The organism is Vibrio sp. QJM3NY_27 (genome assembly GCF_057785955.1).
In genome coordinates, this window is sequence record NZ_CM173511.1 from 2,949,705 (window position 1) to 2,976,030 (window position 26,326).

The following is a 26,326-nucleotide window of genomic DNA, read 5'->3' on the forward strand; positions in this document are numbered from 1 at the left end:
AACATTGTACATAAAAACCTACCTGTCTAAATAAGTAATATGCACTTCAATCCTCCATTAGAGCCAGCGACTCTTATTAAACGCTATAAACGTTTTCTCACTGACATCCAACTTCCAGACGGCAGCGAACGTACTATTCATTGCGCTAACACTGGAGCAATGACGGGATGTGCTACCCCTGGCAATACGGTGTGGTACTCAACATCCGATAATGCAAAAAGAAAATACCCAAACAGCTGGGAGATCTCAGAAACAGACAAAGGTCACCGTATTTGTGTAAATACTGCGCGAGCAAACCAGTTGGCAGTGGAAGCAATTGAAAATAATACTATAGTTGAACTCTTAGGCTATAACGCGTTACGAACCGAAGTGAAATATGGCAGTGAGAATAGTCGAATTGATATTCTGCTTGAAGATAACGAAAAGCCACCTTGCTATATCGAAGTAAAAAGCGTCACTTTGCTCGATGAACAACAAACGTCCACTAAGCAACAAATATCAACTAAACAACAAGCGTCAACCAAAGGGCAAGGCTTTTTCCCTGATGCGGTCACCACCAGAGGCCAGAAACATCTGCGTGAACTCACAGAAATGGTCGAATCTGGAAATAGAGCCGTACTTTTATTCACTGTTTTGCATTCAGGTATTGAAAAAGTGTCTGCGGCACACCATATAGACGCCAAATATTCGTTATTACTAAAACAAGCACAAGACGCTGGTGTTGAAGTGCTTTGCTATAAAGCAGAGCTCAGCAGTACTCAAATACAACTAAAACAAGCTGTTGAATTTATCAATAGCTAAGCAAAAATGCTGAACTATTCACATTGATTGCAAGTTTGAGCAAGAGTATTTGCCACCATTCGTTCTTTCTGCTATAGATACCCGCCTTAAAATTAGCTGCTTTGCAGTTGACTAGGTGTAAATAGGAGATGCTGTATGCCAGAATCTAAGAAAAAAGCGCTAGGCATCCTAGCCATCGCAGGTGTTGAACCGTACCAAGCAAAACCAGGTGAAGAATACATGTCACCTGAGCAAACGGAACATTTTACAAAAATTTTAGCAGCTTGGCGCAACCAGCTCAGGGAAGAAGTTGATCGTACTGTGCACCACATGCAGGACGAAGCAGCAAATTTCCCAGACCCAGTTGACCGAGCTTCTCAAGAAGAAGAATTCAGCCTAGAGTTACGTAACCGTGACCGTGAGCGCCGTCTTATCAAGAAAATTGAGAAGACACTAGACAAGATCGAAGAAGACGATTTCGGCTTCTGTGACTCTTGCGGTGTCGAGATTGGCATTCGTCGTCTTGAAGCTCGTCCAACTGCTGACCTTTGTATTGACTGTAAAACACTTGCAGAGATCAAAGAGAAACAGATGCAAGGTTAATTCTTGCGGATGTAAAGAAAGGGAGCTTTGGCTCCCTTTTTTGTTTGTTATCCAAGCTGGATATTTCAAGATTTTGATAGCAAATCAACAGCTTTAGCTTGTTTTTACGTATTAATACGATGACTAAACGAACCAAAGCAATAGATAAACGTCTTAAGAATCGGCTACTGCGGTACCATCAAGATTAGGTTTTTCACTTATGGATTATATCGGGCGCTTTGCACCATCACCGTCAGGTCCTCTTCATTTTGGATCACTGGTTGCTGCTCTTGGTAGCTACTTTCAAGCGAAATCTAACCAAGGACAATGGTTAGTTCGCATGGAAGACCTCGACCCACCAAGAGAAATGGCCGGCGCTGCAGACCTCATTCTTAAGACGCTTGAGGCTTACCATCTATTTTGGGATGGTGAAGTCGTCTATCAAAGCCAGCGTCATGGCTTGTATCAAGCTCAAATCGATCAATGGGTCGCTGACAATCAAGCCTATTACTGTGAATGCACACGCAAGCAGATAAAGTCTCTGGGTGGGTTTTATAATGGTCACTGCCGAAACGCAGGTTTGGTTGATTCAGGCGAACAAGCCGTGCGCTTGTGCATGGACTTTCCAGTCGAGTCTTTTGACGATGTTCGTCACGGCACGATTCAAATCCCTAAAGCATTGGCTGAAGAAGATTTTATTATCAAACGCAGAGATGGATTGTTTGCCTATAACTTGGCGGTTGTCCTTGATGACATCGATCAAGGGGTAACAGAAGTCGTAAGAGGCGCCGACCTGATAGAGCCTACAGGTCGACAAATCAGTTTGTATAAGACACTCAAGCAAAAAACCGTGAGTTACTTGCACTTACCATTGGCAACCGATGGCTTGGGGAATAAACTGTCAAAACAGAACCATGCCACCGCGATCGATCTCGACAACCCAAAACCAACGCTGCTCGACGCTATGCGATTCTTAGGTTTTGGTATCCCGCATGCCCTCTGTGAGGCTTCAATGGATGAGATTTTGTTATGGGGAACTCAGCAATGGAACGTCAGCCAGTTACCTGATAGTTTACAAAAAGAGCACAGCGATTAACTCAAAACTAACGGCAAATAGCAAAAACGACACATAAAAATGTCATAACCAACAGCAGTGGTTAAACAGACGATGTTCTCAAATGGCTCGCGCTAAGCTATCATTAGCCGCAATTATACTCTGCACTACCACTTTGGACTAAGAGAAAAACAAAGTTGGCGATACCTACTTTGTTCTAAACTAATGAATACAAACGACAATACCCCAAGCGAACAACGCGGATTCCACGAATTAGCTCTGAATATATATACTCGTCAAGAGCACAATATTTCACGCAAGCAGATCAGCGACAACGCACTAAAAGTGCTATATCGCCTGAATGGTGCGGGTTTTGACGCATTTCTAGTCGGTGGTGGTGTTCGCGATATCTTATTAGGCTCACAGCCAAAAGATTTTGATATTGCGACCAACGCAACACCAGAACAAATCAAAAACCTCTTCAGAAACTGTCGCCTTATCGGCCGCCGTTTCCGCTTAGCACATATCATGTTTGGTCGTGACATCATTGAAGTGGCAACTTTCCGTGGCCACCACCAAGAGCCATCGAAAAACGTTTCTGCGCAATCTGATGAAGGCATGTTGCTACGCGATAACGTGTACGGCAATGTTGATGAAGATGCAGAGCGTCGTGACTTCACTATTAATGCGATGTACTACAACATTGCAGACTACAGCATTCACGATTACGCGGGTGGTGTGGAAGATTTAGAAGACAAGCTGATCCGCTTAATTGGCGATCCAGAAACTCGCTACCGTGAAGACCCGGTACGTATGCTTCGCGCAATGCGTTTCGCCGCCAAACTGGATTTCGATATTGAAGAAGACACAGCAGACCCTATCGAAGAACTGGCACACCTGCTAAAAGATATCCCAGCAGCGCGCCTTTACGAAGAGTCTCTGAAATTACTTCAATCAGGTCACGGTTTAGAAACCTATCACCTAATGCGTGAATACAACCTGTTCCAACAGATGTTCCCTGCAATTGCAGAGCACTTCACTGAAGGTTACGACTCTCATACAGAGCAGATGCTTGACTTAGTACTCGACTCAACCGACCTTCGCATCGAAGATGGCAAGCGAGTAAACCCTGCATTTATGTTTGCAGCGATTCTTTGGTACCCAATGAACAAGCTTGCAGACAAGCTTGTCGCTGAGCAGGGTATGGCGCATTACGATGCGATCATGGAAGCGAGCAACATCATTCTTGACCAGCAAGTTAAGTCTATTGCTATTCCTCGTCGTCACACAGCGACCGTTCGTGAAGTTTGGCAACTGCAATTGCGACTGCCTCGTCGTAACGGTAAACGTGCTGTTCGTCTTATGGAACTGAATAAGTTCCGTGCTGGTTACGACTTCTTAGAAATGCGTGGCGAGATTGAGGGTGGCGAAACCAAAGAACTAGCAAAATGGTGGGAGCGTTATCAGACCGCAGGCCGCAACATGCGCCAAGCGATGGCTAACGACGTTGCAGCACCATCAAAATCAGGCCATCGTCGCCGTAAGACTTACCGAAACAAAAAGAGTAAGCAGTCCGAATGATAACGGCTTATATTGCGGTCGGCAGCAACCTTGCCGACCCAGTTAGCCAAGCAAACTTGGCTATCGAAACGCTAAAAAGCCTACCGCGATCAACGTTTATTGCGACCTCTCAGCTATATAGTAGCACTCCAATGGGGCCGCAAAACCAACCTGACTACATCAACGCGGTAGTAGCAATCCAAACCGAATTAACGCCAATTGAACTGCTTGATTGCACTCAAAAGATCGAGCTAGAGCAAGGGCGCGTCCGTAAAGACGAGCGTTGGGGGCCAAGAACTTTGGATCTCGACATTGTGTTATACGGCAATGAGGTGATCGATTCAGAGCGCTTAATCGTTCCTCATTACGGAATGAAAGAACGAGAGTTTGTACTTTACCCGCTTGCTGAAATCGCACCAAGTTTACAACTCCCTGATGGGACTGAGCTGACAGAACTACTCAAAATAGTTGATAAGAACGGGCTCAATGTTTGGCAACAATAGCCAAGCGCATTAAGGAAAACCAATGAAAAAAGTAACCATTAACGACCTGATCAAATGCAAAAGTGAAGGCCGTAAATTCGCGACGTCGACAGCTTATGATGCGAGCTTTGCTCAGTTATTCGAAAGCCAAGAAATGCCAGTTCTACTTGTCGGTGACTCACTGGGTATGGTTCTACAAGGCCATAACGACACATTACCAGTAACCGTTGAAGACATTGCTTACCATACTCGCTCAGTGCGTGCAGGTAGCCCAAACTGTCTTCTTATGGCTGACATGCCTTTCATGAGCTACGCAACGCCAGAGCAAGCCTGTGAGAGCGCAGCAACATTGATGCGTGCTGGTGCGAACATGGTAAAAATCGAAGGCGGAAGCTGGTTGGTTGATACTGTGAAGATGCTAACAGAGCGTGCAGTACCAGTATGTGCACACTTAGGCTTAACGCCTCAGTCTGTGAACATTTTTGGTGGTTACAAAGTACAAGGTCGTGACGACGAGCAAGCCGACAAAATGGTTGCTGACGCTCTAGCACTACAAAACGCAGGTGCTCAAATCGTTCTCCTTGAATGTGTACCCGCTTCATTGGCAAAACGAATTACAGAAGCTTGTGACGTACCCGTTATCGGTATCGGCGCAGGTAATGTTACCGATGGTCAGATCCTGGTTATGCATGACATGTTCGGTATTTCTGCGAACTACATGCCGAAATTCTCTAAGAATTTCCTAGCTGAAACAGGTGATATGCGTAAAGCCGTCGCTCTATACAAAGAAGAAGTAGAGAGCGCACGTTTCCCTGATGATGCTCATACAATCGCTTAGGAGTAACTATGCAAACTTTTGCTGAAATAGCGGCTCTTCGTGAGCAGATTAAACAGTTTAAGCGTGATGGACGTACGGTTGCTTTTGTCCCGACAATGGGAAACCTGCATGAAGGTCACCTGACTCTGGTCAAGAAAGCTCGTGAACTGGCGGACATTGTTGTGGTAAGCATCTTTGTTAACCCGATGCAGTTTGATCGTACCGATGACTTGAACAACTACCCTCGTACGTTAGAAGCTGATTTAAGTAAGTTAACAGCCGAAGGTGTTGAGCTCGTGTTTACACCGACACCAGAAGTCATGTACCCAGATGGATTAGATAAACAGACGTTTGTTGAAGTTCCAGGCATATCTCACATGCTTGAAGGCGCGTCTCGTCCAGGTCACTTCCGCGGCGTATCAACGATTGTCACTAAATTGTTTAATATCGTTCAGCCAAACTTTGCATGCTTCGGTGAGAAAGACTTTCAGCAACTTGCTGTTATTCGCCAGATGACAACAGATTTAGCGTTAGACATTGAAGTTGTCGGCGTAGCGACCGTTCGTGAAATGGATGGCTTGGCAATGAGCTCTCGCAATAGCAACCTAACGATTGACGAGCGTCAACGAGCTCCTGTTCTAGCGCGTACTATGCGTTGGGTCAGCAGCGCAATTCGTGGCGGTCGTGATGACTACGCATCTGTTATTGAAGATGCGACAGACCAGCTTCGTGCAGCCGATCTTCAACCCGATGAAATCTTCATTTGCGATGCTAAGACGTTGCAAGCTATCACTTCAGAATCCACACAAGCCGTGATCCTGATGTCAGCTTTCCTAGGTAAGACGCGTCTTATCGACAACCAAGTTCTCGATTTGGTAACGGAAACTAAAGAAGAAGTGAAAGAAGAAACGGCGGAGTAATCAGCCTCTAGCTTGAACGCAAGACATAAAAAAGGTCGATGTAATATCGACCTTTTTCTTTGTCTGTCATTCAGAGCTTAATCCGCTATTTATTAACTACGTAAGCCAATCCCCTTAGTCACTAGATAGTGTGCAACGCCATACAGCGCTACGATAAACACACCCAATACACCAAACGACGTTACAATACCCACATCAGACACGCCCAAGAAGCCATATCTGAACGCATTAACCATGTACACAATTGGGTTCAGTTTCGACACACCTTGCCAAAATTCAGGCAATAAACTGATCGAGTAGAACACACCACCAAGGTACGTCAGCGGCGTTAAGATAAAGGTCGGGATAATAGAGATATCGTCAAACGTGCGTGCAAATACAGCGTTGATTAAGCCACCCAGAGCGAACACAACCGACGTTAGAAATACTGTCGCAATAATCACGCCCCAATGGTCAACTTGCAGGTCGACAAAGAAAAGCGATACGAATGTGACTATGGTACCCACTAACAAGCCACGCACCACACCGCCCATTACGAAACCAGCAATAATCACGTAGTTAGGAACTGGCGCGACAAGCAACTCTTCAATGTTCTTCTGGAATTTGGCACTAAAAAACGACGAAGCAACGTTGGAGTATGAGTTAGTGATCACCGACATCATGATCAGGCCGGGAACAATGTATTCCATGTAGCTAAAGCCGTTCATTTCACCAATACGCGCACCGATAAGGTTGCCAAATATGATGAAATACAGCGTCATGGTAATCGCTGGCGGGACAAGCGTTTGCACCCAGATACGAGTAAAGCGATTGATCTCTTTGGTCAACAAGCTACAGAAAGCGGTCCAATATAGGCTGTACATATTATTTACTCCCCTCACGGACAATACTCACAAATAGCTCTTCTAAACGGTTTGCTTTGTTACGCATAGAAAGGACTTTCACCTGCTGTTCACTCAATTGAGCAAAGATGGTATTCAAACCTAGGTTCTTGTCGATTTCGATTTCTAGCGAACCATTAACCATCACTTGGCTATTCACACCTTCAAGTTTAGGTTCAGTCACGCCCTCTTCAAGATCAAGAATAAAGGTCTCTGCACTCAACTTACCCAGCAGCGACTTCATTGTTGTATTCTCGATCAGCTCACCACGGTTGATAATACCAATGTTACGACACAACATTTCCGCTTCTTCTAGGTAGTGTGTAGTCAAGATAATGGTAATACCCTGCTTCTCATTGATCTCTTTCAGGAACCCCCACATTGAACGGCGCAATTCAATATCAACGCCCGCCGTTGGCTCATCAAGAATCAACAAATGAGGCTCATGCATCAGTGCACGTGCGATCATCAAACGACGCTTCATACCACCAGACAAGTTACGTGCACGTTCGCCACGCTTTTCCCACAAATCGAGCTGAGATAAGTATTTTTTCGCTCGCTCTTTCGCCAGTGCTTTTGGCACACCGTAATAACCCGCTTGTTGCAGCACGATCTGCTCAACGGTTTCGAACGGGTTAAAGTTAAACTCTTGCGGCACTAGACCTAAGTTCTGTTTCGCCAACTCCAGATCGGTATCAATGTCGTAGCCGAACACTTTAACCTTGCCTGAAGTTTTGTTAACCAGTGAAGAGATAACACCAATGGTGGTTGATTTACCTGCGCCATTTGGACCAAGCAGAGCGTAAAAATCGCCTTTTTCTACTTGTAAACTAACGCCTTTAAGAGCCTCAAAGCCCCCTGCATAAGTTTTTCTTAATTGCTCAATTTCTAATGCATACATAGAGATAGACTGCCATTTGCTATAGATAAGATGTTGATGACCGAGCTTGAGGAAGAGAGTAATGCTTAAAACGAGCTAGCAGAAAACTAACCCAAACTTGTTTACTCGGCCATTTTGCAAACAAGTCTATCGTTGATTAACGATTAATACAAATACCGAGTGAGGGTTTCTTTCGAAAGCGAACAAGAATATTAGCTACGTAAAGACCAGTTCAGAGTTCAGTAAACATAAAAATGCCGTTAAGTTAATAACTTAACGGCATTAATCACCAATACTAGATTTGGCATCTATAACTGATTCATGTCAGATTATTACTGAAAATTAAACTGACTCAAATTGATGTTCATCTCTATCAACATAGCTTGTTGCAGCTGTCAGAGCTTCATACCTGAATCGGTAAGTGTTAGATTCCGGCACAAGATCAAGCACGTGGAATTTCTCTAGCTGCTGACGAGTATTCTCATTCGGACACAACAAGTACACTTCACACTGCGCATCCAATGCATCTTTAATCGCATTTTCTAATGCAAGCCCAACCGTCACATCAATCATCGGCACATCTGTCAGATCTAGAATCATCACTTCGTAATCAGAGATACTAGAGTGCTGACGTGAAATCGCCTTTGAAACACTGAAGATCATCGGCCCAGAAAGGTAAAAGAACAGCACTTTACCATTGGCACTATCCAGTAACTGACGTTCGCTATCGGTCAATGGGATATCATCTTCATCATCACCATCACTGATCGCCTTAACTTGTCTTGCTTGCTCTCGGCTCAATCTTTCAATAATCAGGATGTTCGATATAAAGACACCAAGACCAACAGCAATAATCAAGTCCACGAATACAGTCAACAGCATCACGCCGTACATTACACCCATGCCGGCATAACTCACTTTGTGTGCTCGCTGGATAAAGCTCCAGTCAAGAATATTGAAACCAACATACATCGCAATGCCAGCCAATACCGCCATAGGGATAGGTTCAGTTAAGCCACCAGCAACCAATACCACCAATGCCAAAACTAAAGCTCGAATAACACCAGAAAGTGGAGAACGAGCACCCACCTGAATATTGGTTACGGTACCCATGGTTGCGCCCGCACCAGGTAGCGCACCAAACAGACCAGAGATCATATTCGCGATGCCTTGGCCACGAAGTTCTTTATCTGAATCATGTTCTTTACGAGTCAGTGAATCTCCGATAACCGCAGTCAGAAGCGTATCAATGCAACCCAACGTACCCAGCACCAAGGCGTCGATAACCATGGTCGTAAATTGTTCAGAACTGATTGTCGGAATAACGAGAGAGGGCAAACCCGCGGGGATCTCACCGATACGGCGGATAGAGTCGATATCAAAAATAATGACGGATAAAAGGGTGACAGCAACCAAAGCAACCAGTTGAGCGGGCACATACTTACGATATTTAGCCGGAAAACCAAACAAAATACCGAGTGTTAATACCCCTAGAAACAGTTCGCTTATTTTCAGATGGGCTAACGTATCAGGCAATGCGGAAAGCGTGCCCATCACCCCGCCAGATGGAGCCGCATGTCCTAACAATGGTGATAGCTGCAAGATAATCAGAATAACGCCGATACCCGACATAAACCCAGAAATCACGCTATATGGCATCAAAGTAACGTATTTTCCGAGCTTTAAGGTGCCAAGTAATATCTGAAAAGCACCCGCCATCATGACCACGGTAAAGGTCATTGCCATTCCGGTTTCAGGGTACTTGGCCACCATGCTTGTCATCACTGCTGTCATGATCACCGTCATTGGTCCGGTAGGTTCTGATATCAGACTGCTCGAACCGCCAAACAACGCCGCAAATAGACCGACCATGATGGCGCCCCAAAGGCCAGCTTCCGCGCCCGCACCAGACGCAACACCAAATGCCAACGCTAAAGGCAATGAGATGATGGCTGTGGTGACACCGCCAAACATGTCTCCTTTGAGACTGATATCCGCAAAACGACTTCCAAACAAAACACACCTTCCTGATGATGAAAATGACAAACCTTATCACTTTAACAAATGAGTTAATCAGACAGAAAGTGTTAATTCAATCACATTATTCATGACTTATAACCAGATGATAGTTTCTGTGCTAAGTTAATGATCTTAACGACTAGAACACGTCAGATGAGTACGTGTTGACGCAGTTTTTACGGGATTGAATTTGTAACATTGTGTATAGTTACAATTCTTAATGAAGGGATGTAAGACGCAAAATGCCAGAGATTAAACAGCTTTTTGAAAACAACTCTAAATGGTCTGAAGAAATTCGCTCTCAAAGACCTGAGTATTTTACAACGCTTGAAGAAGGGCAAAGCCCTGGCTTTCTATGGATTGGCTGCTCTGATAGCCGAGTACCGGCCGAGCGTCTCACTGGTTTGTATTCTGGCGAACTGTTTGTTCATCGAAATGTAGCAAACCAAGTGGTTCATACCGATCTCAACTGCTTATCGGTTGTGCAATACGCCGTTGACGTACTCAAAGTTAAACACATCATTGTATGCGGTCACTATGGCTGTGGTGGTGTTAATGCAGCGATTGATAACCCTAAACTTGGCCTTATCAACAACTGGCTACTCCACATTCGCGATAACTACCTTAAGTACCGTAAGCAAATTGAATCTCTACCCCGTGAACAATGGGGTGACAAGTTGTGCGAAATTAACGTTGCTGAGCAAGTCTATAACCTTGGTAACTCAACCATCATGCAAACCGCATGGGAACGTGGACAAGATATTGAAATCCACGGTGTAGTTTATGGTATTGGTAACGGCAAGCTACAAGATCTTGGCGTTCGTTGTTCAAGTAATGACACGTTAGAAAATAGTCACTTAGAAGCTCTTGAAAAAATCCTATCGTCTCCAATCCTCGGTTAATTCTTAACGTCTAACCCGTTGATATAGTAAAGAATAGATATAAGAAAGGCTCGCATTGTGCGAGCCTTTTTTGTTTTTCTTCATAGAGCAGTGATTACTCTTGAGGTACTACTTTACCGATGTACGGTAGGTGACGATATTTTTGTGCGTAGTCGATACCAACACCAACAACGAACTCATCAGGAATCTCAAAACCAATCCACTTTGTATCGACAATCACTTCGCGGCGAGAAGGCTTGTCTAATAACGTACAGATTTCGATAGATTTAGGGCCACGTAGGCTCAAAATCTCTTTCACTTTAGTCAGTGTGTTACCTGTATCGATAATGTCTTCTACAAGCAGAACATCTTTACCTTGGATATCATCATCAAGGTCTTTCAAAATACGAACGTCACGTGAGCTTTCCATGCCGTTGCCGTAGCTAGACGCGGTCATGAAATCAACTTGGTGAGTTAAATCGATAGCACGAGCAAGATCCGCCATAAAGACAAAAGATCCACGTAATAAGCCAACTAAAACGAGATCTTCACTGCCTTTGTAGTGCTCCGTGATCTGCTTGCCTAATACGTTCACTCGATCCTGAACTTCTTGCTCAGAGATCATGACTTCAACTGTATGCTTCATACTGCTCTCATTTTATTTGGTGATTGCGACGAATGTTGACAGTTTCGTCAGTTGTGTCGCTCAATTTTGTGGGTAAGTCTAGCACTGCTCAAATACCCACACCACCTTATGGTTCTAATTTACTGTGAGATTCTCAATTAAATGTGCGCTGATGCCCTATCCAATACTCGCTTCCTTTCACATCAATCCTGATCACGCTTTATGGATCTAGTTTGATGTAACTGCCTATAAAACAAGCTCAAAGGATTGACCATTCGCATATGCACCATTACACTCATCTTGGCTTAAATAATAATAAAATCATTAATATAAAAATTTCGTTGGCAAGGAAAATAAAATGGACTCAATATCTAAGAGACCTAGAACTAGGCTTTCACCTTTAAAAAGAAAACTTCAATTGATGGAAATCGCTCTTGAGGTATTCTCTCGCCGCGGTATTGGTCGTGGTGGACACGCTGATATTGCAGACATCGCTCAGGTGTCTGTAGCAACGGTATTTAATTACTTCCCTACCCGTGAAGATCTGGTTGATGAAGTGCTTAATCATGTTGTACGCCAATTCTCTAACTTCCTTTCAGACAATATCGATCTGGATATTCACGCAAAACAAAACCTACATAATATTGCGACTGAAATGGTGACGTTAGTGGCTCACGATAGCCATTGGTTGAACGTATGGTTTGAATGGAGCGCTTCGACTCGTGATGAAGTATGGCCTCTATTCGTAACCACCAACCGCACTAACCAAATGTTAGTACAAAACATGTTTAGTAAAGCGATCGAACGCGGCGAAGTTTGCGACGATCACGACCCTAAACATCTAGCGAACCTATTCCACGGCATTTGCTACTCACTGTTCATTCAAGCGAAACGTGTAGAAACGCCAGAAGAGCTTTCAAGCTTAACGGATAGTTACTTGAACATGCTGTGCATTTATAAGTAGATTCGAGATAAATGATTTAAGGGTTGGCCTAATCGGTCAACCCTTTTTTTGTAGAATGGAATGGCTCTTCGCATCCCGAAGCGCAGCGTACTCGCATCTCGGAGTGAAACGTTCCTATTCCTTACTTCAGATATAAAAAAACCGCTGACGAATCAGCGGCTTTTAAAAACATTAGCGAGTCGTTAAGAAAGAATTACTTCTTCTTTTTTACTGCTTTTTTGTTTGGAAGGTCAGTGATTGAACCTTCGAATACTTCCGCAGCTAGACCAACAGACTCGTGTAGAGTTGGGTGAGCGTGGATAGTAAGAGCGATATCTTCTGCATCACAACCCATTTCGATTGCTAGGCCGATTTCACCAAGAAGTTCACCACCGTTAGTACCAACAACAGCACCACCGATTACGCGATGAGTATCTTTATCAAAGATCATCTTAGTCATACCGTCTGCACAGTCAGAAGCGATTGCACGACCAGAAGCAGCCCAAGGGAAAGTAGCAACTTCGTAGTTCAGGCCTTCCGCTTTCGCTTCTTTCTCAGTCTTACCTACCCAAGCAACTTCTGGCTCAGTGTACGCAATTGATGGGATTACTTTAGGATCGAAGTAGTGCTTCTTACCAGAGATAACTTCAGCAGCTACGTGACCTTCATGCACACCTTTGTGAGCAAGCATTGGTTGACCAACAACGTCACCGATCGCGTGGATGTGAGGAACGTTAGTACGCATTTGCTTATCAACATTGATGAAACCACGCTCATCAACTTCGATACCCGCTTTTTCAGCGTCGATAAGTGCACCGTTTGGAACACGACCGATAGCAACAAGAACAGCATCGTAGCGCTCAGCTTCAGCTGGTGCTTTTTTGCCTTCCATTGAAACGTAGATACCATCTTCTTTCGCTTCAACAGCAGTCACTTTAGTTTCAAGCATTAGCTTGAACTTGTTCTTGATGCGTTTAGTGAAGACTTTAACGATGTCTTTATCCGCAGCAGGGATAACTTGATCGAACATCTCAACAACTTCAACTTTAGAACCTAGAGAGTGGTAAACCGTACCCATCTCAAGACCGATGATACCGCCGCCCATGATAAGCAGTTTTTCTGGTACTTCGTTTAGTTCTAGTGCATCCGTTGAATCCCAAATACGTGGGTCTTCATGTGGGATGAACGGAAGTTTGATTGGGCGAGAACCCGCTGCAATGATTGCATTATCAAAGTTAATTGTTGTCGTTTCTTCGCCAACAACTTCGATGCTGTTAGGACCAGTAAACTTACCGAAACCGTTAACAACAGTAACATTACGCATCTTAGCCATACCGCCAAGACCGCCAGTCAGTTGATCAACTACTTTGTCTTTCCAGATACGAACTTTGTTGATGTCCGTTTGTGGCTCGCCGAATACAACGCCGTGCTCTGCCATCGCTTTTGCTTCTTCAATTACTTTAGATACGTGAAGAAGTGCTTTTGATGGAATACAACCAACGTTTAGACATACACCACCAAGAGTGCTGTAACGTTCAACTAGTACTGTTTCTAGACCTAAATCCGCACAACGGAATGCCGCTGAGTAGCCAGCAGGACCTGAACCAAGTACAACAACTTGGGCTTTAATTTCTTTGCTCATTGTGACCTCTTGTAGTCATTATCCCTAACAGGCTGAGTAGATGTTCTTAAAATTATTGGGCTTTCAAACAGGAAACATTTTACAGAGATGTTAACAGTGTGAAAGTAGCTTTAAGTTAGCCTGTGAGCTAGACAACAATTCCCCCGCAGTTTATGAGAAATGCCGGAAACTGTTCTCTAAAAATAGTCTTTATATAAAGAATTAAGGTGACCCGAAAGTCACCTTAATAATTACTTTCTCAATTACAGTACTAGACGACGAATGTCAGATAGTGCGCTGTTTAGGAAAGTAATGAAGCGTGCACCTTCAGCACCATCGATCACGCGGTGATCGTATGATAGAGACAGTGGAAGCTGTAGACGTGGTTGGAACTCTTTACCATTCCAAACTGGCTTAATCTCAGACTTAGATACACCTAGGATACCTACTTCTGGAGCATTTACGATTGGAGTAAATGCAGTACCGCCAATACCACCAAGGCTAGAGATTGTGAAACAACCGCCTTGCATGTCTGCTGCTGTTAGCTTACCAGAGCGTGCTTTCTTAGAAACAACCATTAGTTCTTCAGATAGCTCGTAAATACCTTTCTTGTTCACGTCTTTGAAAACAGGAACAACTAGGCCGTTTGGTGTATCAACTGCGATACCCACGTTTACGTACTTCTTAAGAATGATGCTTTCGCCATCGTCAGAAAGAGACGAATTGAATGCCGGGAATGCTTCTAGCGCTTTAGCAACAGCTTTCATGATGAACACAAGTGGAGTGATCTTCATGCCAGTGTCTTTCTTCGCTTCGATTGCGTTCTGTTCTTTACGGAATGCTTCTAGCTCAGTGATGTCTGCGTTGTCCCACTGTGTAACGTGAGGGATCATTACCCAGTTACGGTGCAGGTTAGCGCCAGAGATCTTCTTAATCTTAGAAAGCTTCTGAACTTCAGTTTCGCCGAACTTGCTGAAGTCAACTTTTGGCCATGGTAGTAGACCAAGAGCAGAACCGTCGCCGCCTTTGCCAGATGCCGCAGCACCAGACTCTAGACGCTTAAGTGCATCTTTAACGTAAGACTGAACGTCTTCTTTAAGGATACGGCTCTTACGACCAGTACCTTTAACCTTAGAAAGGTTAACGCCAAATTCGCGAGCAAGACGACGAACAACTGGAGAAGCGTGCGCGTAGTCACCGTTCTCTTGGAAGTCGCCAGCTGCTGGAGCTACTGCTTTAGGTGCAGGTGCTGCTGCCGGAGCTGCTGCTTGTGCTGGAGCCGCTACTGCTACTGGAGCTGCGCCTTCAACAACGAAAGTCATTATTGAAGAGCCTGTTGACACTTTGTCACCAGCTGCAATCTTGATCTCTTTTACTGTACCAGCGAATGGTGCAGGCACTTCCATTGAAGCTTTGTCGCCTTCAACCGTAATTAGAGATTGCTCTTCTTCTACTGTATCGCCAACCGCTACCATGATTTCAGTAACTTCTACTTCGTCGCCACCGATATCAGGAACGTTCACTTCTTTCTCAGCAGATGCTGCTGGAGCAGCTGCAACTGGTGCCGCCGCTGGAGCAGGAGCTGCTGCAACTGGTGCCGCCGCTGGAGCAGGAGCTGCTGCAACTGGTGCGCCAGAACCTGCCACTTCAAATACCATTACTAGAGAACCAGTAGATACTGAATCACCAGAAGCGATCTTGATTTCTTTAACGATACCAGCGAATGGTGCAGGTACTTCCATTGAAGCCTTGTCACCTTCAACAGTAAGAAGAGATTGCTCTTCTTCTACTGCGTCACCGATAGCTACCATGATTTCAGTTACTTCAACTTCATCACCGCCGATATCAGGAACGTGAACTTCTTTAAGCTCAGCTGCTGCAGGAGCAGCTGCAACTGGTGCCGCCGCTTCAACTGCTGGCGCAGCCGGTGCTGCTGCAGCACCTTCCGCTTCGAAGATCATGATAAGAGAACCAGTAGAAACAGAATCACCTTCTGAAATCTTGATTTCTTTAACGATACCCGCTTGAGACGCAGGAACTTCCATTGAAGCTTTGTCGCCTTCAACAGTGATCAGTGACTGCTCTTCTTCAACCTTGTCGCCAACGTTTACAAGAATCTCAGTTACTTCAACCTCGTCAGCACCGATGTCTGGTACATTAATTTCGATTGTCATTGTATTTACCTACCTTAATGCCAGTCTTATGCGTATTGCGGGTTAGTTTTTTCAGTGTCGATATCGAACTTAGCAATTGCTTCAGCAACTACTGATTTCTCGATATCACCACGTTTAGCCAGTTCAGTTAGAGCTGCAACTACGATGTAGCCAGCGTTAACTTCGAAGTGACGACGTAGGTTTGCACGGCTGTCAGAACGGCCGAAACCATCTGTACCAAGTACTTTGTAAGACTCAGTTGGCATGTACGCACGTACTTGCTCAGCGTAGTTCTTCATGTAGTCAGTCACTGCGATTGCAGGTTCTTTACCAAGAACAGTCGTGATGTACGGTACTTTCTCTTCAGCTTCTGGGTGAAGCATGTTGTCACGCTCTACCGCTTGGCCGTCACGAGTTAGTTCGTTGAACGACGTTACAGAGAATACGTCAGAGGCTACGCCGTACTCTTCGCTTAGAATTTCAGCCGCTTTACGCGCTTCGTTCATGATAGTACCAGAGCTCATTAGTTGAACTTTGCCCTTAGCACCAGCGTGAGATTCAAGCTTGTAGATACCCTTACGAATGCCTTCTTCAGCGCCTTCTGGCATTGCTGGCATTGCGTAGTTCTCGTTCATTACTGTTAGGTAGTAGTAAACGTTCTCTTGATTCTCACCGTACATGCGACGGATACCGTCTTGCATGATAACCGCTAGCTCGTAAGCAAACGTTGGGTCGTAAGAGATACAGTTAGGGATCGTGTTCGCTTGAATGTGCGAGTGACCATCTTCGTGCTGTAGACCTTCACCATTCAGTGTTGTACGACCTGCAGTAGCACCTAGTAGGAAGCCACGAGCTTGTTGGTCGCCTGCTAACCAAGCCATGTCGCCAATACGTTGGAAACCGAACATTGAGTAGTAGATGTAGAACGGGATCATCGGTAGATCGTTTGTGCTGTATGAAGTTGCAGCAGCAACCCATGAAGCCATAGAACCTAGTTCGTTGATACCTTCTTGAAGAACTTGACCAGACGTTGCTTCTTTGTAGTAAGAAACGATGCCTTTGTCTTCAGGTGTGTATTCTTGACCGTGTGGGTTGTAGATACCAACCTGACGGAATAGACCTTCCATACCGAATGTACGAGCTTCATCACAGATGATAGGAACGATGTTCTTACCAATGTTCTTATCTTTAAGAAGGATGTTTAGCGTACGTACATAAGCCATAGTTGTAGAGATATCACGCTTCTGTTCACCTAGTAGAGGTGCGAATGCGTCTAGCTCAGGAACCTTGAATTCTTGAGTAAACTTAGGAAGACGTGCAGGCGTGTAACCGTGTAGAGCATTACGACGAGCGTGCATGTATTCGTATTCAGGCGTACCTTCTTCTAACTTCAGGTAAGGAAGTTCTGTGATTTTCTCATCAGAAAGAATGTCTTCTAGGCCTAGGCGATCACGTAGGTGTTGAACATGAGTCATGTCCATTTTCTTAACGCCGTGTGCAATGTTCTTACCTTCAGCTGCATCACCCATGCCGTAACCTTTAACAGTTTTAGCTAGGATTACCGTTGGCTTACCGTTTGTCTCTTTTGCATTGTTGAATGCAGCAAACAGTTTAGAAGAATCGTGACCACCACGCTTAAGAGCGAAGATTTCGTCATCAGTCATGTCTGCAACTAGTGCAGCTGTTTCTGGGTACTTACCAAAGAAGTGCTCACGTACGTATGCGCCATCTTTAGATTTGAATGTCTGGTAGTCACCATCGATAGTTTCGTTCATTAATTGAAGAAGCTTACCAGTCGTGTCTTTAGCCAGTAGAGAATCCCAGTTGCTACCCCAGATAACTTTAACAACGTTCCAACCTGCGCCTTTGAATAGGCCTTCAAGTTCTTGAATGATGCTGCCGTTACCCATTACAGGGCCGTCTAGACGCTGTAGGTTACAGTTGATTAGGAAACATAGGTTGTCTAGCTTCTCACGCGCAGCGAAAGAGATCGCACCACGTGATTCTGGCTCATCCATCTCACCGTCACCTAGGAACGCGTATACGCGTTGCGCTGAAGTTTCTTTCAGGCCACGGCCGTCAAGGTACTTAAGGAAGCGCGCTTGGTAGATCGCAGAGATAGGACCAAGACCCATAGATACTGTTGGGAACTGCCAGAACTCAGGCATCAGTTTCGGGTGCGGGTAAGAAGGAATACCTTTACCATCAACTTCTTGACGGAAGTTATCTAGCTGTTCTTCAGTTAGACGACCTTCAACGAATGCACGAGAGTAGATACCTGGAGAGATGTGACCTTGGTAATAAACTAGATCGCCACCGTCCGTCTCATTTGGAGCACGGAAGAAGTGGTTGAAACATACTTCGTAGAACGCTGCAGCTGACTGGTAAGAAGCCATGTGACCACCAAGGTCTAGGTCTTTCTTAGAAGCACGCAATACGATCATGATTGCGTTCCAGCGAATAATCGAACGAATACGACGCTCAAGAGTTACGTCACCAGGGTAAGCTGGCTCTTGTGCTGCTGGAATTGTGTTGATGTAGTTCGTGTTGATGCCTGTAGCCATATCAACACCATCTAAACGCGCTTTATCTAGAACTTGTTCTAGTAAAAACTGTGCACGTTCTACACCTTCTTCACGTACTACTGACTCAAGAGCTTCTAACCAATCTTGAGTTTCCAGAGCATCAACGTCATGCTTCATGTCAGACATGGCGATCTATCCTTTTTGTTAGTTGGATTCTACTAAACACGTAAATAGCCGAAGTATTACGGCTATTTACCCTGTTGAATTCGACGTAAAGAACGTTCGCGGCGCGATTCTTCTTTGGTCAAATCCATCAATGTTTCTTCGATGTAAGCTAAATGAGAATGTGACATTTCACGCGCCTGTTCTGGCTGCCCTGAAACGATCGCATCTACAATGTTAGCTCGATGTATACTCACTTTCTCCACAACGTCTTTACGACGATGCAACAGCTTTAAATTTTCTAAGACATTTTGTTCGAGTAACGGAGCCAAACTACGAACAATGTGTAATAACACCACATTGTGCGCTGCCTCTGTTAAAGCAATAAGAAAAGCCATCACTGCTGCAGATTCGGCTTCAATATCACCCTTATCTTGCGCGCCGTGAATTTTTTCTTGGCATGCTTGAATTCGAGCAAAGTCTTCATCAGTGCCACGTAATGCCGCAAAGTAAGCCGAAATCCCTTCCATCGCATGACGCGATTCCAACAAGTCTAGTTGGGTTTCAGAATGGGACGACAACAAATTAAGCAAAGGATCTGAAAAGCTTTTCCAGATATTTTCGCTAACAAACGTACCTCCACCTTGACGGCGAGTAAGCAAGCGTTTTGCTTCTAAACGTTGTATCGCTTCTCGGATTGAAGGACGAGACACATCGAACTGTTTCGCTAGTTCGCGCTCAGGCGGCAACTGCTGCCCTGGAGCCAGTGTTCCTTCCACTATCAACCTTTCTAACTCTTGTTCGATAACGTCCGAGAGTTTTGGCTGACGAATCCTTTGATAAGCCATAGTTTGTTGTTCTTCTTTTTCTTCGCTGACAATTGGTAATACCAATTTTAAGTTGGGCAGAAATTAACATAATTAAAACGCCACTGTCCAGTGCAAAATTGACCTGCATCATAGAACACAGCATGAATTAACCATGATTTAACAAATGAAATTTAAAACAGCAACTAAATTGGTCTTACCATTTACAGGGGTAATACTTTTGGGGAGGTTTCGTGCTAGAAAGTTTCAGGATAAAAATGAATTGTTTCAGAAAGATTAGTGCCACTTGTTTAAAAATCAAACCAAGCGCACATTTAGGATGGAAATTCTGTTCATAAGTTTTAATAAATTAGCGTTTGATAAGCTCGTCACACTCTCGATTTATTGATGCTCTCCTCTCCACCACTTTCTTTACATAGCAACAACAAAAATTCACAAGTCATTATGCCAGGCGTTGACTATTGAACGCCTAACAGCAGTAAGGCTATCTAAAGTTGAGGCTTAGCCCTTGAGCTTTTCTTTAAATTTCTGCCAGTCGAAAACCAAGCCAGGATCGGTTTTGCGCAGAGGCGCAATATATTGGTGGCCTGTGATTCGTTCAGTGGTAATTTGAGGGAAGCTCGATACCAGTGTTTCCGTTAATTGGGTAAGCGCTTGATACTGCTGCTCGGTGTAAGCCACAAAGTCACTGCCTTCCAGTTCAATACCAATCGAGTAATCATTACACCTTTCACGGCCGGCAAAGCTGGACTGGCCAGCGTGCCAAGCTCTATCAAGGAACGAAACAAACTGCACAACCTCACCATCACGACGAATCAAGCAGTGTGCAGACACACCCATTTGGTGAATCACTTGAAAAAACGGGTGTTCTTCTGGGTCAAGTTTGCCCGTAAAAAACTGTTCGATGTAAGGTCCACCAAATTGCCCCGGAGGTAAACTAATGTTGTGAACCACCAGCAGAGAGATATCGCAGACGCTAGGTCTAACATCAAAATACGGGGAAGGAACATGCCGAGCGTTGTCATACCATCCGTTGAAGCTGATCGTCATCTTGGTCTCACTTTCTTTTCTGCTAGCACAATAAGATGTGACCTTACCCATAGAGCAGTCACGCTAGCCTCTTTAATTTGAAGTTAAGCAAGAGTATCATTCCATTCCCACTCCCTTTCAAGATTAGATTTGCGATGAAAAACACACATAACAGCCACCAACGCCTTGACTACTTAAAAGAGCAACTGCCTCTCGAGATCACTCGCTCAGTGGCTGAGACCATCAAAGAAGATCTAGGCGGAACGTTAGATCCAGCGGCTGATATTACGGCAAGTCTAATCCCAGCAGACGCAATCAACAGCGCTACCATCATTACCCGTGAGCACGGTGTGTTCTGTGGTAAAGCTTGGGCTGATGAAGTGTTTAAGCAATTGGGCGGTGAGGTAACTATCGAGTGGAACGTAGAAGATGGCGACAAGGTTGAACCAAACCAAACGCTTTGTAGCTTAACTGGCCCAGCACGTGCGCTATTAACCGGTGAGCGTAATGCAATGAACTTCATTCAAACGCTATCTGGCTGTGCGACAACAACAGCGATCTACGCAGACAAAGTTAAGCACACAGAATGCCGCCTGTTAGACACTCGCAAAACAATTCCGGGCCTTCGCAGCGCACTAAAATACGCTGTCGCTTGTGGTGGCGGTTTTAACCACCGTATCGGCGTTTTCGATGCTTACCTAATCAAAGAAAACCACATCATCGCCTGTGGTGGCATTGAGAAAGCTATCTCGACGGCAAAAGAGCTGAACCCAGGTAAACCTGTGGAAGTAGAAACAGAAAGCCTAGCAGAGCTAGAGCAAGCGATCAGCGCTGGCGCAGACATCATCATGCTAGACAACTTCACCACAGACATGATGCGTGAAGCCGTGAAAATCAATGCTGGCCGCGCAGCATTAGAGAACTCAGGCAATGTAACATTAGACACTATCGCAGAGTTCGCAGAAACCGGTGTTGATTACATCTCTGTTGGTGCACTGACTAAGCATCTAAAAGCGATGGACCTATCCATGAGATTTAAAGCGTAATCAACTGAATAGTAAATATATTTCCGTCAAAGGCATTGTTGATAACAGTGCCTTTTTTATTACCTAAATTATCAATATTTCAATCACTTATTTAAGTTGGTCGCATAATTTTGCGCGCCATATGAAACACCACACTAATAAACACGAAACCACTCGCGGCCAAACCTGAACACCATTCCACTTCCCCATCTCGACTTCTATTCTTTCCATCAACCAGTGCTTGCGCTGAAACAAACTAAATAATGGAATAGAACAATGAATAACAAAAATAGAAGAACAAATCAGAAAGGCTTTACGTTAATTGAATTGATGATTGTGGTGGCGATTATTGGTGTGTTATCAGCGATAGCTGTGCCTGCATATAAAGACTACGTTCAAAAAAGCGAAGTGTCATCAGCCCTAGCCACTTTAAAAGCTCTTCAAACACCTGCGGAAATGGCATTCCAACAAAACGGTACCATCGCAAATTTAGCTGAATTAGGCACAGTTTCTGGGGCTAGCTCACTAGGTGAAATTACATTGAATCCAGATTCAAGTGTATCTGCATCTGTAGGCTTCACTTTCGATGACGGTGCTCTTTCTGGAAAAAAACTCCAATTGAGTAGAGAAACTACAGGATGGAGTTGCACCCATGATACAGGTGTAACACTTGAAGGGTGTTCTTAGAGTCAATGCTAACCAACCTCCCAACCGTTCTTCGTCAGGCTGACTTACTTAGCCTGACACAAGAACAAACTGTTGCGGAACATGTACAAGCTTCGGGTATTTCTACACCTGAAGCTTTGCTCGTTCTGGATTTCTTCAGCGGCGATTCCTTAGCAAACAACATTAAAACCATCTTCGGCTTACCGTTAGTACGATTAGCCAATACTGACTACGAATCCCTGTGTGAACAATTAGGACTTCGTGAACTGATTACTAAGTATCGTGCGATACCGATTTCAGTCTCTAGTTCTACTCTTACGCTCGCCTCGGCTGATCCGACCGACTTACAAGCTGAAGACGACTTTCGATTCGCGACAGGATTACAGATTGAATTGGTTGTCGCTAACTACTCTGAACTAGAAGGTGCAATACGAAAGCTGTATGGCCGTTCTATTTCCGGGCAAGATTCGAAACGTAAAGAGATCACCCAAGATGAGCTAGCCAACCTTGTTGAGATATCTGACGACGAGATAACGTCCATTGAAGACCTCAGCCAAGATGACTCCCCTGTCAGTCGCTTTATCAATCAGATTTTAGTCGATGCAGCACGTAAAGGCGCATCGGATATCCACTTCGAACCTTATGAAGAAAACTACCGCGTACGTCTACGTTGCGATGGGATCCTTGTCGAAATTCAACAGCCCGCCTCTCATTTAAGTCGTCGTCTATCGGCGCGCTTGAAGATTCTCGCCAAACTCGATATCGCCGAGCGTCGCTTACCTCAAGATGGTCGTATTAAATTACGTTTAAACGACGAACTGGCGATTGATATGCGTGTATCGACGCTGCCAACATTATGGGGAGAAAAGATCGTACTGCGTCTCTTAGATAGCAGCGCTGCCAATCTCGATATCGATAAGCTCGGTTACAGCGAGGATCAAAAAACACTCTACCTTAATGCATTGAAACGCCCACAAGGGATGATCTTAATGACCGGACCAACCGGCAGCGGTAAAACGGTTTCTCTCTATACTGGCCTTCGCGTTCTTAACACTACAGAACGCAACATCTCAACAGCCGAAGATCCTGTTGAAATTAACCTGTGTGGCATCAATCAGGTACAAGTGACACCTAAGATCGGCTTTGGTTTCGCTGAAGCGTTGCGATCATTTTTACGACAAGATCCTGATGTGGTGATGGTCGGAGAGATCCGTGATTTGGAAACCGCAGAGATCGCGATCAAAGCCTCGCAAACAGGCCACTTAGTGCTTTCGACACTGCACACCAATTCTGCAGCAGAAACCGTGACTCGCCTCTCTCATATGGGGATAGAACCTTTTAACCTCGCTTCATCATTAAGCCTGATTATCGCCCAACGACTAGCAAGACGATTGTGCGACCACTGTAAAGCCGCTGATGACTCACCTGATATATTTCTACGCCACTCTATTCCCAATAGCCAAATCATCTACAAAGCCAACTCACAAGGGTGTAATGAGTGTAATCAGGGATACTCAGGGCGAGTCGGTATTTATGAAGTCATGCCGTTTAGCGAGCAGCTAAAAAGCAGCCTGATTGACAAACCGAACGCGTTAGCCATTGAAAACTTAGCGCGCCGGGAAGGCATGAGAACTTTACAAGAGTCAGGACTAGATAAACTGCTTGAAGGCACCACCAGCTATCAAGAGCTACAACGTGTTCTATACCTATAATTCACGGAGCGAAAATGAGTAGTAAAAGCAAACAATCACAACTAAAAAACTACCATTGGAAGGGAATCAATAGTTCTGGCAAGAAAGTATCAGGGCAGAGCTTAGCGCTCACCGAATTAGAAGTGCGAGAGAAGCTCAAAGAGCAGCATATTCAGATTAAGAAAATCAAAAAGAAAAGCATCTCAGCAATCACTCGTTTAACCCATCGAGTCAAAGCCAAAGATATCACTATTTTGACTCGCCAACTGGCTACCATGTTGGCTACTGGTGTGCCCATCGTTCAAGCCATCAAGTTAGTGTCAGACAATCACCGCAAAGCAGAAATGAAATCGATTTTATCGCACATCTGCAAAGGTGTAGAAGCCGGCACGCCAATCTCAAAAGCGATGCGAACCGCAAGCCGCCACTTTGATGATCTCTATACCGACTTGGTCGCGACAGGCGAACTCTCCGGCAACCTTGCACAAGTATTTGAACGCTTGGCGACCTATCGAGAAAAGAGTGAGCAACTAAAATCCAAGGTTATAAAGGCTCTCATCTACCCAGCAATGGTTGTAGCGGTCGCCCTTACCGTTTCCTACTTAATGCTAACCATGGTCATCCCGGAATTTGAATCGATGTTTTCTGGTTTCGGAGCAGACTTACCTTGGTTCACTCAGCAAGTGCTTTATCTTTCCCACTGGATGCAGGCCTACAGTTTTTATACTGCGATCGGTATTGTTTTATTAATTCTGTCTTTTCAGCAACTGCGTCAGCGATCTTACTCGATTCGACTTTCAACCAGTCGTCTTGGTTTACGCTTCCCTATCTTGGGTGCTGTCATCACTAAGGCATCAATTGCAAAGTTCAGCCGAACGCTATCAACCAGTTTTAGTTCTGGGATTCCTATCTTAACCAGCCTTAAAACAACGGCTAAAACGGCGGGTAATCTACATTATGAATCGGCAATCATCGAGGTTCACCGTGAGACTGCTGCTGGCATGCCGATGTACATTGCAATGCGCAATACCAATGCCTTCCCGGAGATGGTTTTGCAGATGGTGATGATTGGTGAAGAGTCCGGAAATCTTGATGATATGCTCAATAAAGTCGCTTCCATTTACGAGTTCGAAGTAGACAACACCGTCGATAACCTAGGTAAGATTCTAGAGCCACTGATCATCGTATTTTTAGGCACCGTAGTTGGCGGACTTGTTGTCGCGATGTACTTACCGATCTTTAATCTTATGAGTGTGTTAGGATAGTAAAAAGCAACTAAACACCCATGAGCAGCCAACCTCTGCTCACCTTGATTAAGTGGTAAAGGACACTATGGAAGTATTTCACTACTATCCTTGGCTATTCCCCGTATTAGCTTTCATTTTTAGCCTTCTTATCGGCAGCTTCCTCAACGTAGTCATCCACCGTTTACCGATAATGATGGAACGAGAGTGGCAACAAGAGTGCTCGGAGTATTTCTCTCAATATAAAATTCCAGCGCCAGAGGGAAAGTTCAATCTCAGTATCCCTCGTTCTACCTGCCCGAAATGTAAAACCCAATTAAGAATCATCGACAATATTCCAGTATTAAGTTGGCTGTTCTTAAAAGGCAAGTGCCATAGCTGTGCTAACCCAATTAGCGCTCGCTATCCATTGGTCGAGTTGCTTACGGCGATACTTTGTACCGTAGTCGCGAGCCACTTTGGTTTCAGTTACTACGCCATTGCTTTGATTTTTTTCACGTTTGCATTGATTACCGCAACCTTTATCGATCTCGATACTATGCTGTTGCCTGACCAAATTACCTTGCCTTTAGTTTGGTCTGGTATCGCGTTAGCTCTGTTTAATATCAGCCCTGTATCGCTTCAAGATTCAGTGATTGGCGCAATGGCAGGCTACCTAGCACTTTGGTCGGTCTATTGGCTGTTCAAGCTGTTAACAGGCAAAGAAGGCATGGGTTACGGCGACTTCAAACTTCTAGCTGCGCTTGGCGCTTGGCTTGGTTGGCAACATCTCCCAATGATCATTCTTCTATCCTCACTGGTCGGCTTAGTTTTCGGATTGATTCAACTTCGCTTGAAACAACAAGGTATAGATAAAGCCTTTCCATTTGGACCTTACCTTGCGATTGCGGGTTGGGTGAGTTTGATGTGGGGCAACGACATCATGGGCTGGTATTTCACTTCTGTACTAGGAATTTAAC

Annotated in this window: 23 protein-coding genes; 14 read left to right on the plus strand and 9 right to left on the minus strand. The window is 44.7% G+C overall.

What is annotated here, in order from left to right; translation table 11 throughout:
• The first annotated feature begins 39 nt into the window (after positions 1-39).
• The 7 genes from sfsA to panC all read left to right on the plus strand — a co-directional run bounded on the left by sfsA (position 40) and on the right by panC (position 6,195).
• Complete coding sequence (sfsA, locus tag AC3CIA_RS13035) at positions 40-801, plus strand: DNA/RNA nuclease SfsA (protein WP_054547498.1); 762 nt, start codon at positions 40-42, stop codon at positions 799-801.
• A 135-nt stretch (positions 802-936) separates the two neighbouring features.
• On the plus strand, positions 937-1,383 hold the full coding sequence (dksA, locus tag AC3CIA_RS13040; RefSeq protein WP_017073117.1) for an RNA polymerase-binding protein DksA: 447 nt from the start codon (positions 937-939) through the stop codon (positions 1,381-1,383).
• A 199-nt stretch (positions 1,384-1,582) separates the two neighbouring features.
• Positions 1,583-2,458: a tRNA glutamyl-Q(34) synthetase GluQRS gene (gluQRS, locus tag AC3CIA_RS13045; RefSeq protein ID WP_171308147.1), complete on the plus strand. Its 876-nt coding sequence runs from the start codon at positions 1,583-1,585 to the stop codon at positions 2,456-2,458.
• A 183-nt stretch (positions 2,459-2,641) separates the two neighbouring features.
• On the plus strand, positions 2,642-3,997 hold the full coding sequence (gene pcnB / locus AC3CIA_RS13050) for a polynucleotide adenylyltransferase PcnB (RefSeq protein ID WP_004735460.1): 1,356 nt from the start codon (positions 2,642-2,644) through the stop codon (positions 3,995-3,997).
• Positions 3,994-4,479 carry a 2-amino-4-hydroxy-6-hydroxymethyldihydropteridine diphosphokinase gene (gene folK / locus AC3CIA_RS13055; RefSeq protein WP_004735459.1) on the plus strand — a complete coding sequence of 162 codons (486 nt, stop codon included), beginning with the start codon at positions 3,994-3,996 and terminating at the stop codon, positions 4,477-4,479. The genes pcnB and folK overlap by 4 nt, the downstream gene beginning before the upstream one ends.
• Positions 4,480-4,501: 22 nt before the next feature.
• Positions 4,502-5,296 (plus strand): 3-methyl-2-oxobutanoate hydroxymethyltransferase, encoded by a 795-nt coding sequence (gene panB, locus AC3CIA_RS13060; RefSeq protein ID WP_054547495.1) that lies wholly within the window; start codon positions 4,502-4,504, stop codon positions 5,294-5,296.
• 8 nt (positions 5,297-5,304) lie between these two features.
• Positions 5,305-6,195 carry a pantoate--beta-alanine ligase gene (gene panC, locus AC3CIA_RS13065; RefSeq protein WP_065205139.1) on the plus strand — a complete coding sequence of 297 codons (891 nt, stop codon included), beginning with the start codon at positions 5,305-5,307 and terminating at the stop codon, positions 6,193-6,195.
• 92 nt (positions 6,196-6,287) lie between these two features.
• Here the strand turns inward: panC and AC3CIA_RS13070 are convergent, their stop codons facing one another.
• The 3 genes from AC3CIA_RS13070 to AC3CIA_RS13080 form a co-directional block, all read right to left on the minus strand.
• On the minus strand, positions 6,288-7,058 hold the full coding sequence (locus AC3CIA_RS13070) for an ABC transporter permease (RefSeq protein ID WP_004735456.1): 771 nt from the start codon (positions 7,056-7,058) through the stop codon (positions 6,288-6,290).
• Position 7,059: 1 nt separating this feature from the next.
• The gene (locus AC3CIA_RS13075; RefSeq protein WP_065606150.1) at positions 7,060-7,977 is read right to left on the minus strand and encodes an ABC transporter ATP-binding protein; all 918 of its coding nucleotides are present in this window, start codon (positions 7,975-7,977) and stop codon (positions 7,060-7,062) included.
• A gap of 321 nt (positions 7,978-8,298) precedes the next feature.
• On the minus strand, positions 8,299-9,930 hold the full coding sequence (locus AC3CIA_RS13080) for a SulP family inorganic anion transporter (protein WP_171308167.1): 1,632 nt from the start codon (positions 9,928-9,930) through the stop codon (positions 8,299-8,301).
• 287 nt (positions 9,931-10,217) lie between these two features.
• On the opposite strand from AC3CIA_RS13080, the gene can reads away from it, so the two are divergent.
• A complete protein-coding gene (gene can, locus AC3CIA_RS13085; RefSeq protein WP_372286196.1) occupies positions 10,218-10,877 on the plus strand; it encodes a carbonate dehydratase in 660 nt (219 codons plus the stop codon).
• Positions 10,878-10,971: 94 nt separating this feature from the next.
• Here can and hpt read toward each other — a convergent pair whose 3' ends face one another.
• Positions 10,972-11,502: a hypoxanthine phosphoribosyltransferase gene (gene hpt, locus AC3CIA_RS13090; RefSeq protein WP_004735452.1), complete on the minus strand. Its 531-nt coding sequence runs from the start codon at positions 11,500-11,502 to the stop codon at positions 10,972-10,974.
• 337 nt (positions 11,503-11,839) lie between these two features.
• Between hpt and AC3CIA_RS13095 the strand changes: the two genes are divergently transcribed.
• Positions 11,840-12,445 (plus strand): LuxR/HapR/OpaR family quorum-sensing transcriptional regulator, encoded by a 606-nt coding sequence (locus tag AC3CIA_RS13095; protein WP_017079965.1) that lies wholly within the window; start codon positions 11,840-11,842, stop codon positions 12,443-12,445.
• A gap of 193 nt (positions 12,446-12,638) precedes the next feature.
• Here the strand turns inward: AC3CIA_RS13095 and lpdA are convergent, their stop codons facing one another.
• The 5 genes from lpdA to ampD form a co-directional block, all read right to left on the minus strand.
• Positions 12,639-14,066, minus strand: coding sequence for a dihydrolipoyl dehydrogenase (gene lpdA / locus AC3CIA_RS13100; RefSeq protein ID WP_004735450.1), 1,428 nt, complete (start codon positions 14,064-14,066; stop codon positions 12,639-12,641).
• 242 nt (positions 14,067-14,308) lie between these two features.
• Positions 14,309-16,219, minus strand: coding sequence for a pyruvate dehydrogenase complex dihydrolipoyllysine-residue acetyltransferase (aceF, locus tag AC3CIA_RS13105; protein ID WP_488518220.1), 1,911 nt, complete (start codon positions 16,217-16,219; stop codon positions 14,309-14,311).
• Between the two features lie 26 nt (positions 16,220-16,245).
• On the minus strand, positions 16,246-18,909 hold the full coding sequence (aceE, locus tag AC3CIA_RS13110; protein WP_076678245.1) for a pyruvate dehydrogenase (acetyl-transferring), homodimeric type: 2,664 nt from the start codon (positions 18,907-18,909) through the stop codon (positions 16,246-16,248).
• A gap of 62 nt (positions 18,910-18,971) precedes the next feature.
• Complete coding sequence (gene pdhR / locus AC3CIA_RS13115; RefSeq protein ID WP_004735446.1) at positions 18,972-19,733, minus strand: pyruvate dehydrogenase complex transcriptional repressor PdhR; 762 nt, start codon at positions 19,731-19,733, stop codon at positions 18,972-18,974.
• 480 nt (positions 19,734-20,213) lie between these two features.
• Positions 20,214-20,813, minus strand: coding sequence for a 1,6-anhydro-N-acetylmuramyl-L-alanine amidase AmpD (gene ampD, locus AC3CIA_RS13120; RefSeq protein WP_237291071.1), 600 nt, complete (start codon positions 20,811-20,813; stop codon positions 20,214-20,216).
• Positions 20,814-20,896: 83 nt separating this feature from the next.
• Here ampD and nadC point away from each other — a divergent pair, with 83 nt between their 5' ends.
• The 5 genes from nadC to AC3CIA_RS13145 all read left to right on the plus strand — a co-directional run bounded on the left by nadC (position 20,897) and on the right by AC3CIA_RS13145 (position 26,325).
• A complete protein-coding gene (gene nadC, locus AC3CIA_RS13125; protein WP_017079961.1) occupies positions 20,897-21,787 on the plus strand; it encodes a carboxylating nicotinate-nucleotide diphosphorylase in 891 nt (296 codons plus the stop codon).
• Between the two features lie 255 nt (positions 21,788-22,042).
• Entirely contained in the window at positions 22,043-22,453 is a 411-nt protein-coding gene (locus AC3CIA_RS13130) for a pilin (protein ID WP_488518221.1), read from the plus strand.
• 5 nt (positions 22,454-22,458) lie between these two features.
• Complete coding sequence (gene pilB / locus AC3CIA_RS13135) at positions 22,459-24,144, plus strand: type IV-A pilus assembly ATPase PilB (RefSeq protein ID WP_488518222.1); 1,686 nt, start codon at positions 22,459-22,461, stop codon at positions 24,142-24,144.
• Between the two features lie 14 nt (positions 24,145-24,158).
• Positions 24,159-25,388, plus strand: coding sequence for a type II secretion system F family protein (locus tag AC3CIA_RS13140; RefSeq protein WP_237291070.1), 1,230 nt, complete (start codon positions 24,159-24,161; stop codon positions 25,386-25,388).
• A 67-nt stretch (positions 25,389-25,455) separates the two neighbouring features.
• Positions 25,456-26,325 carry a prepilin peptidase gene (locus AC3CIA_RS13145; RefSeq protein ID WP_004735439.1) on the plus strand — a complete coding sequence of 290 codons (870 nt, stop codon included), beginning with the start codon at positions 25,456-25,458 and terminating at the stop codon, positions 26,323-26,325.
• Position 26,326: the final 1 nt, after the last annotated feature.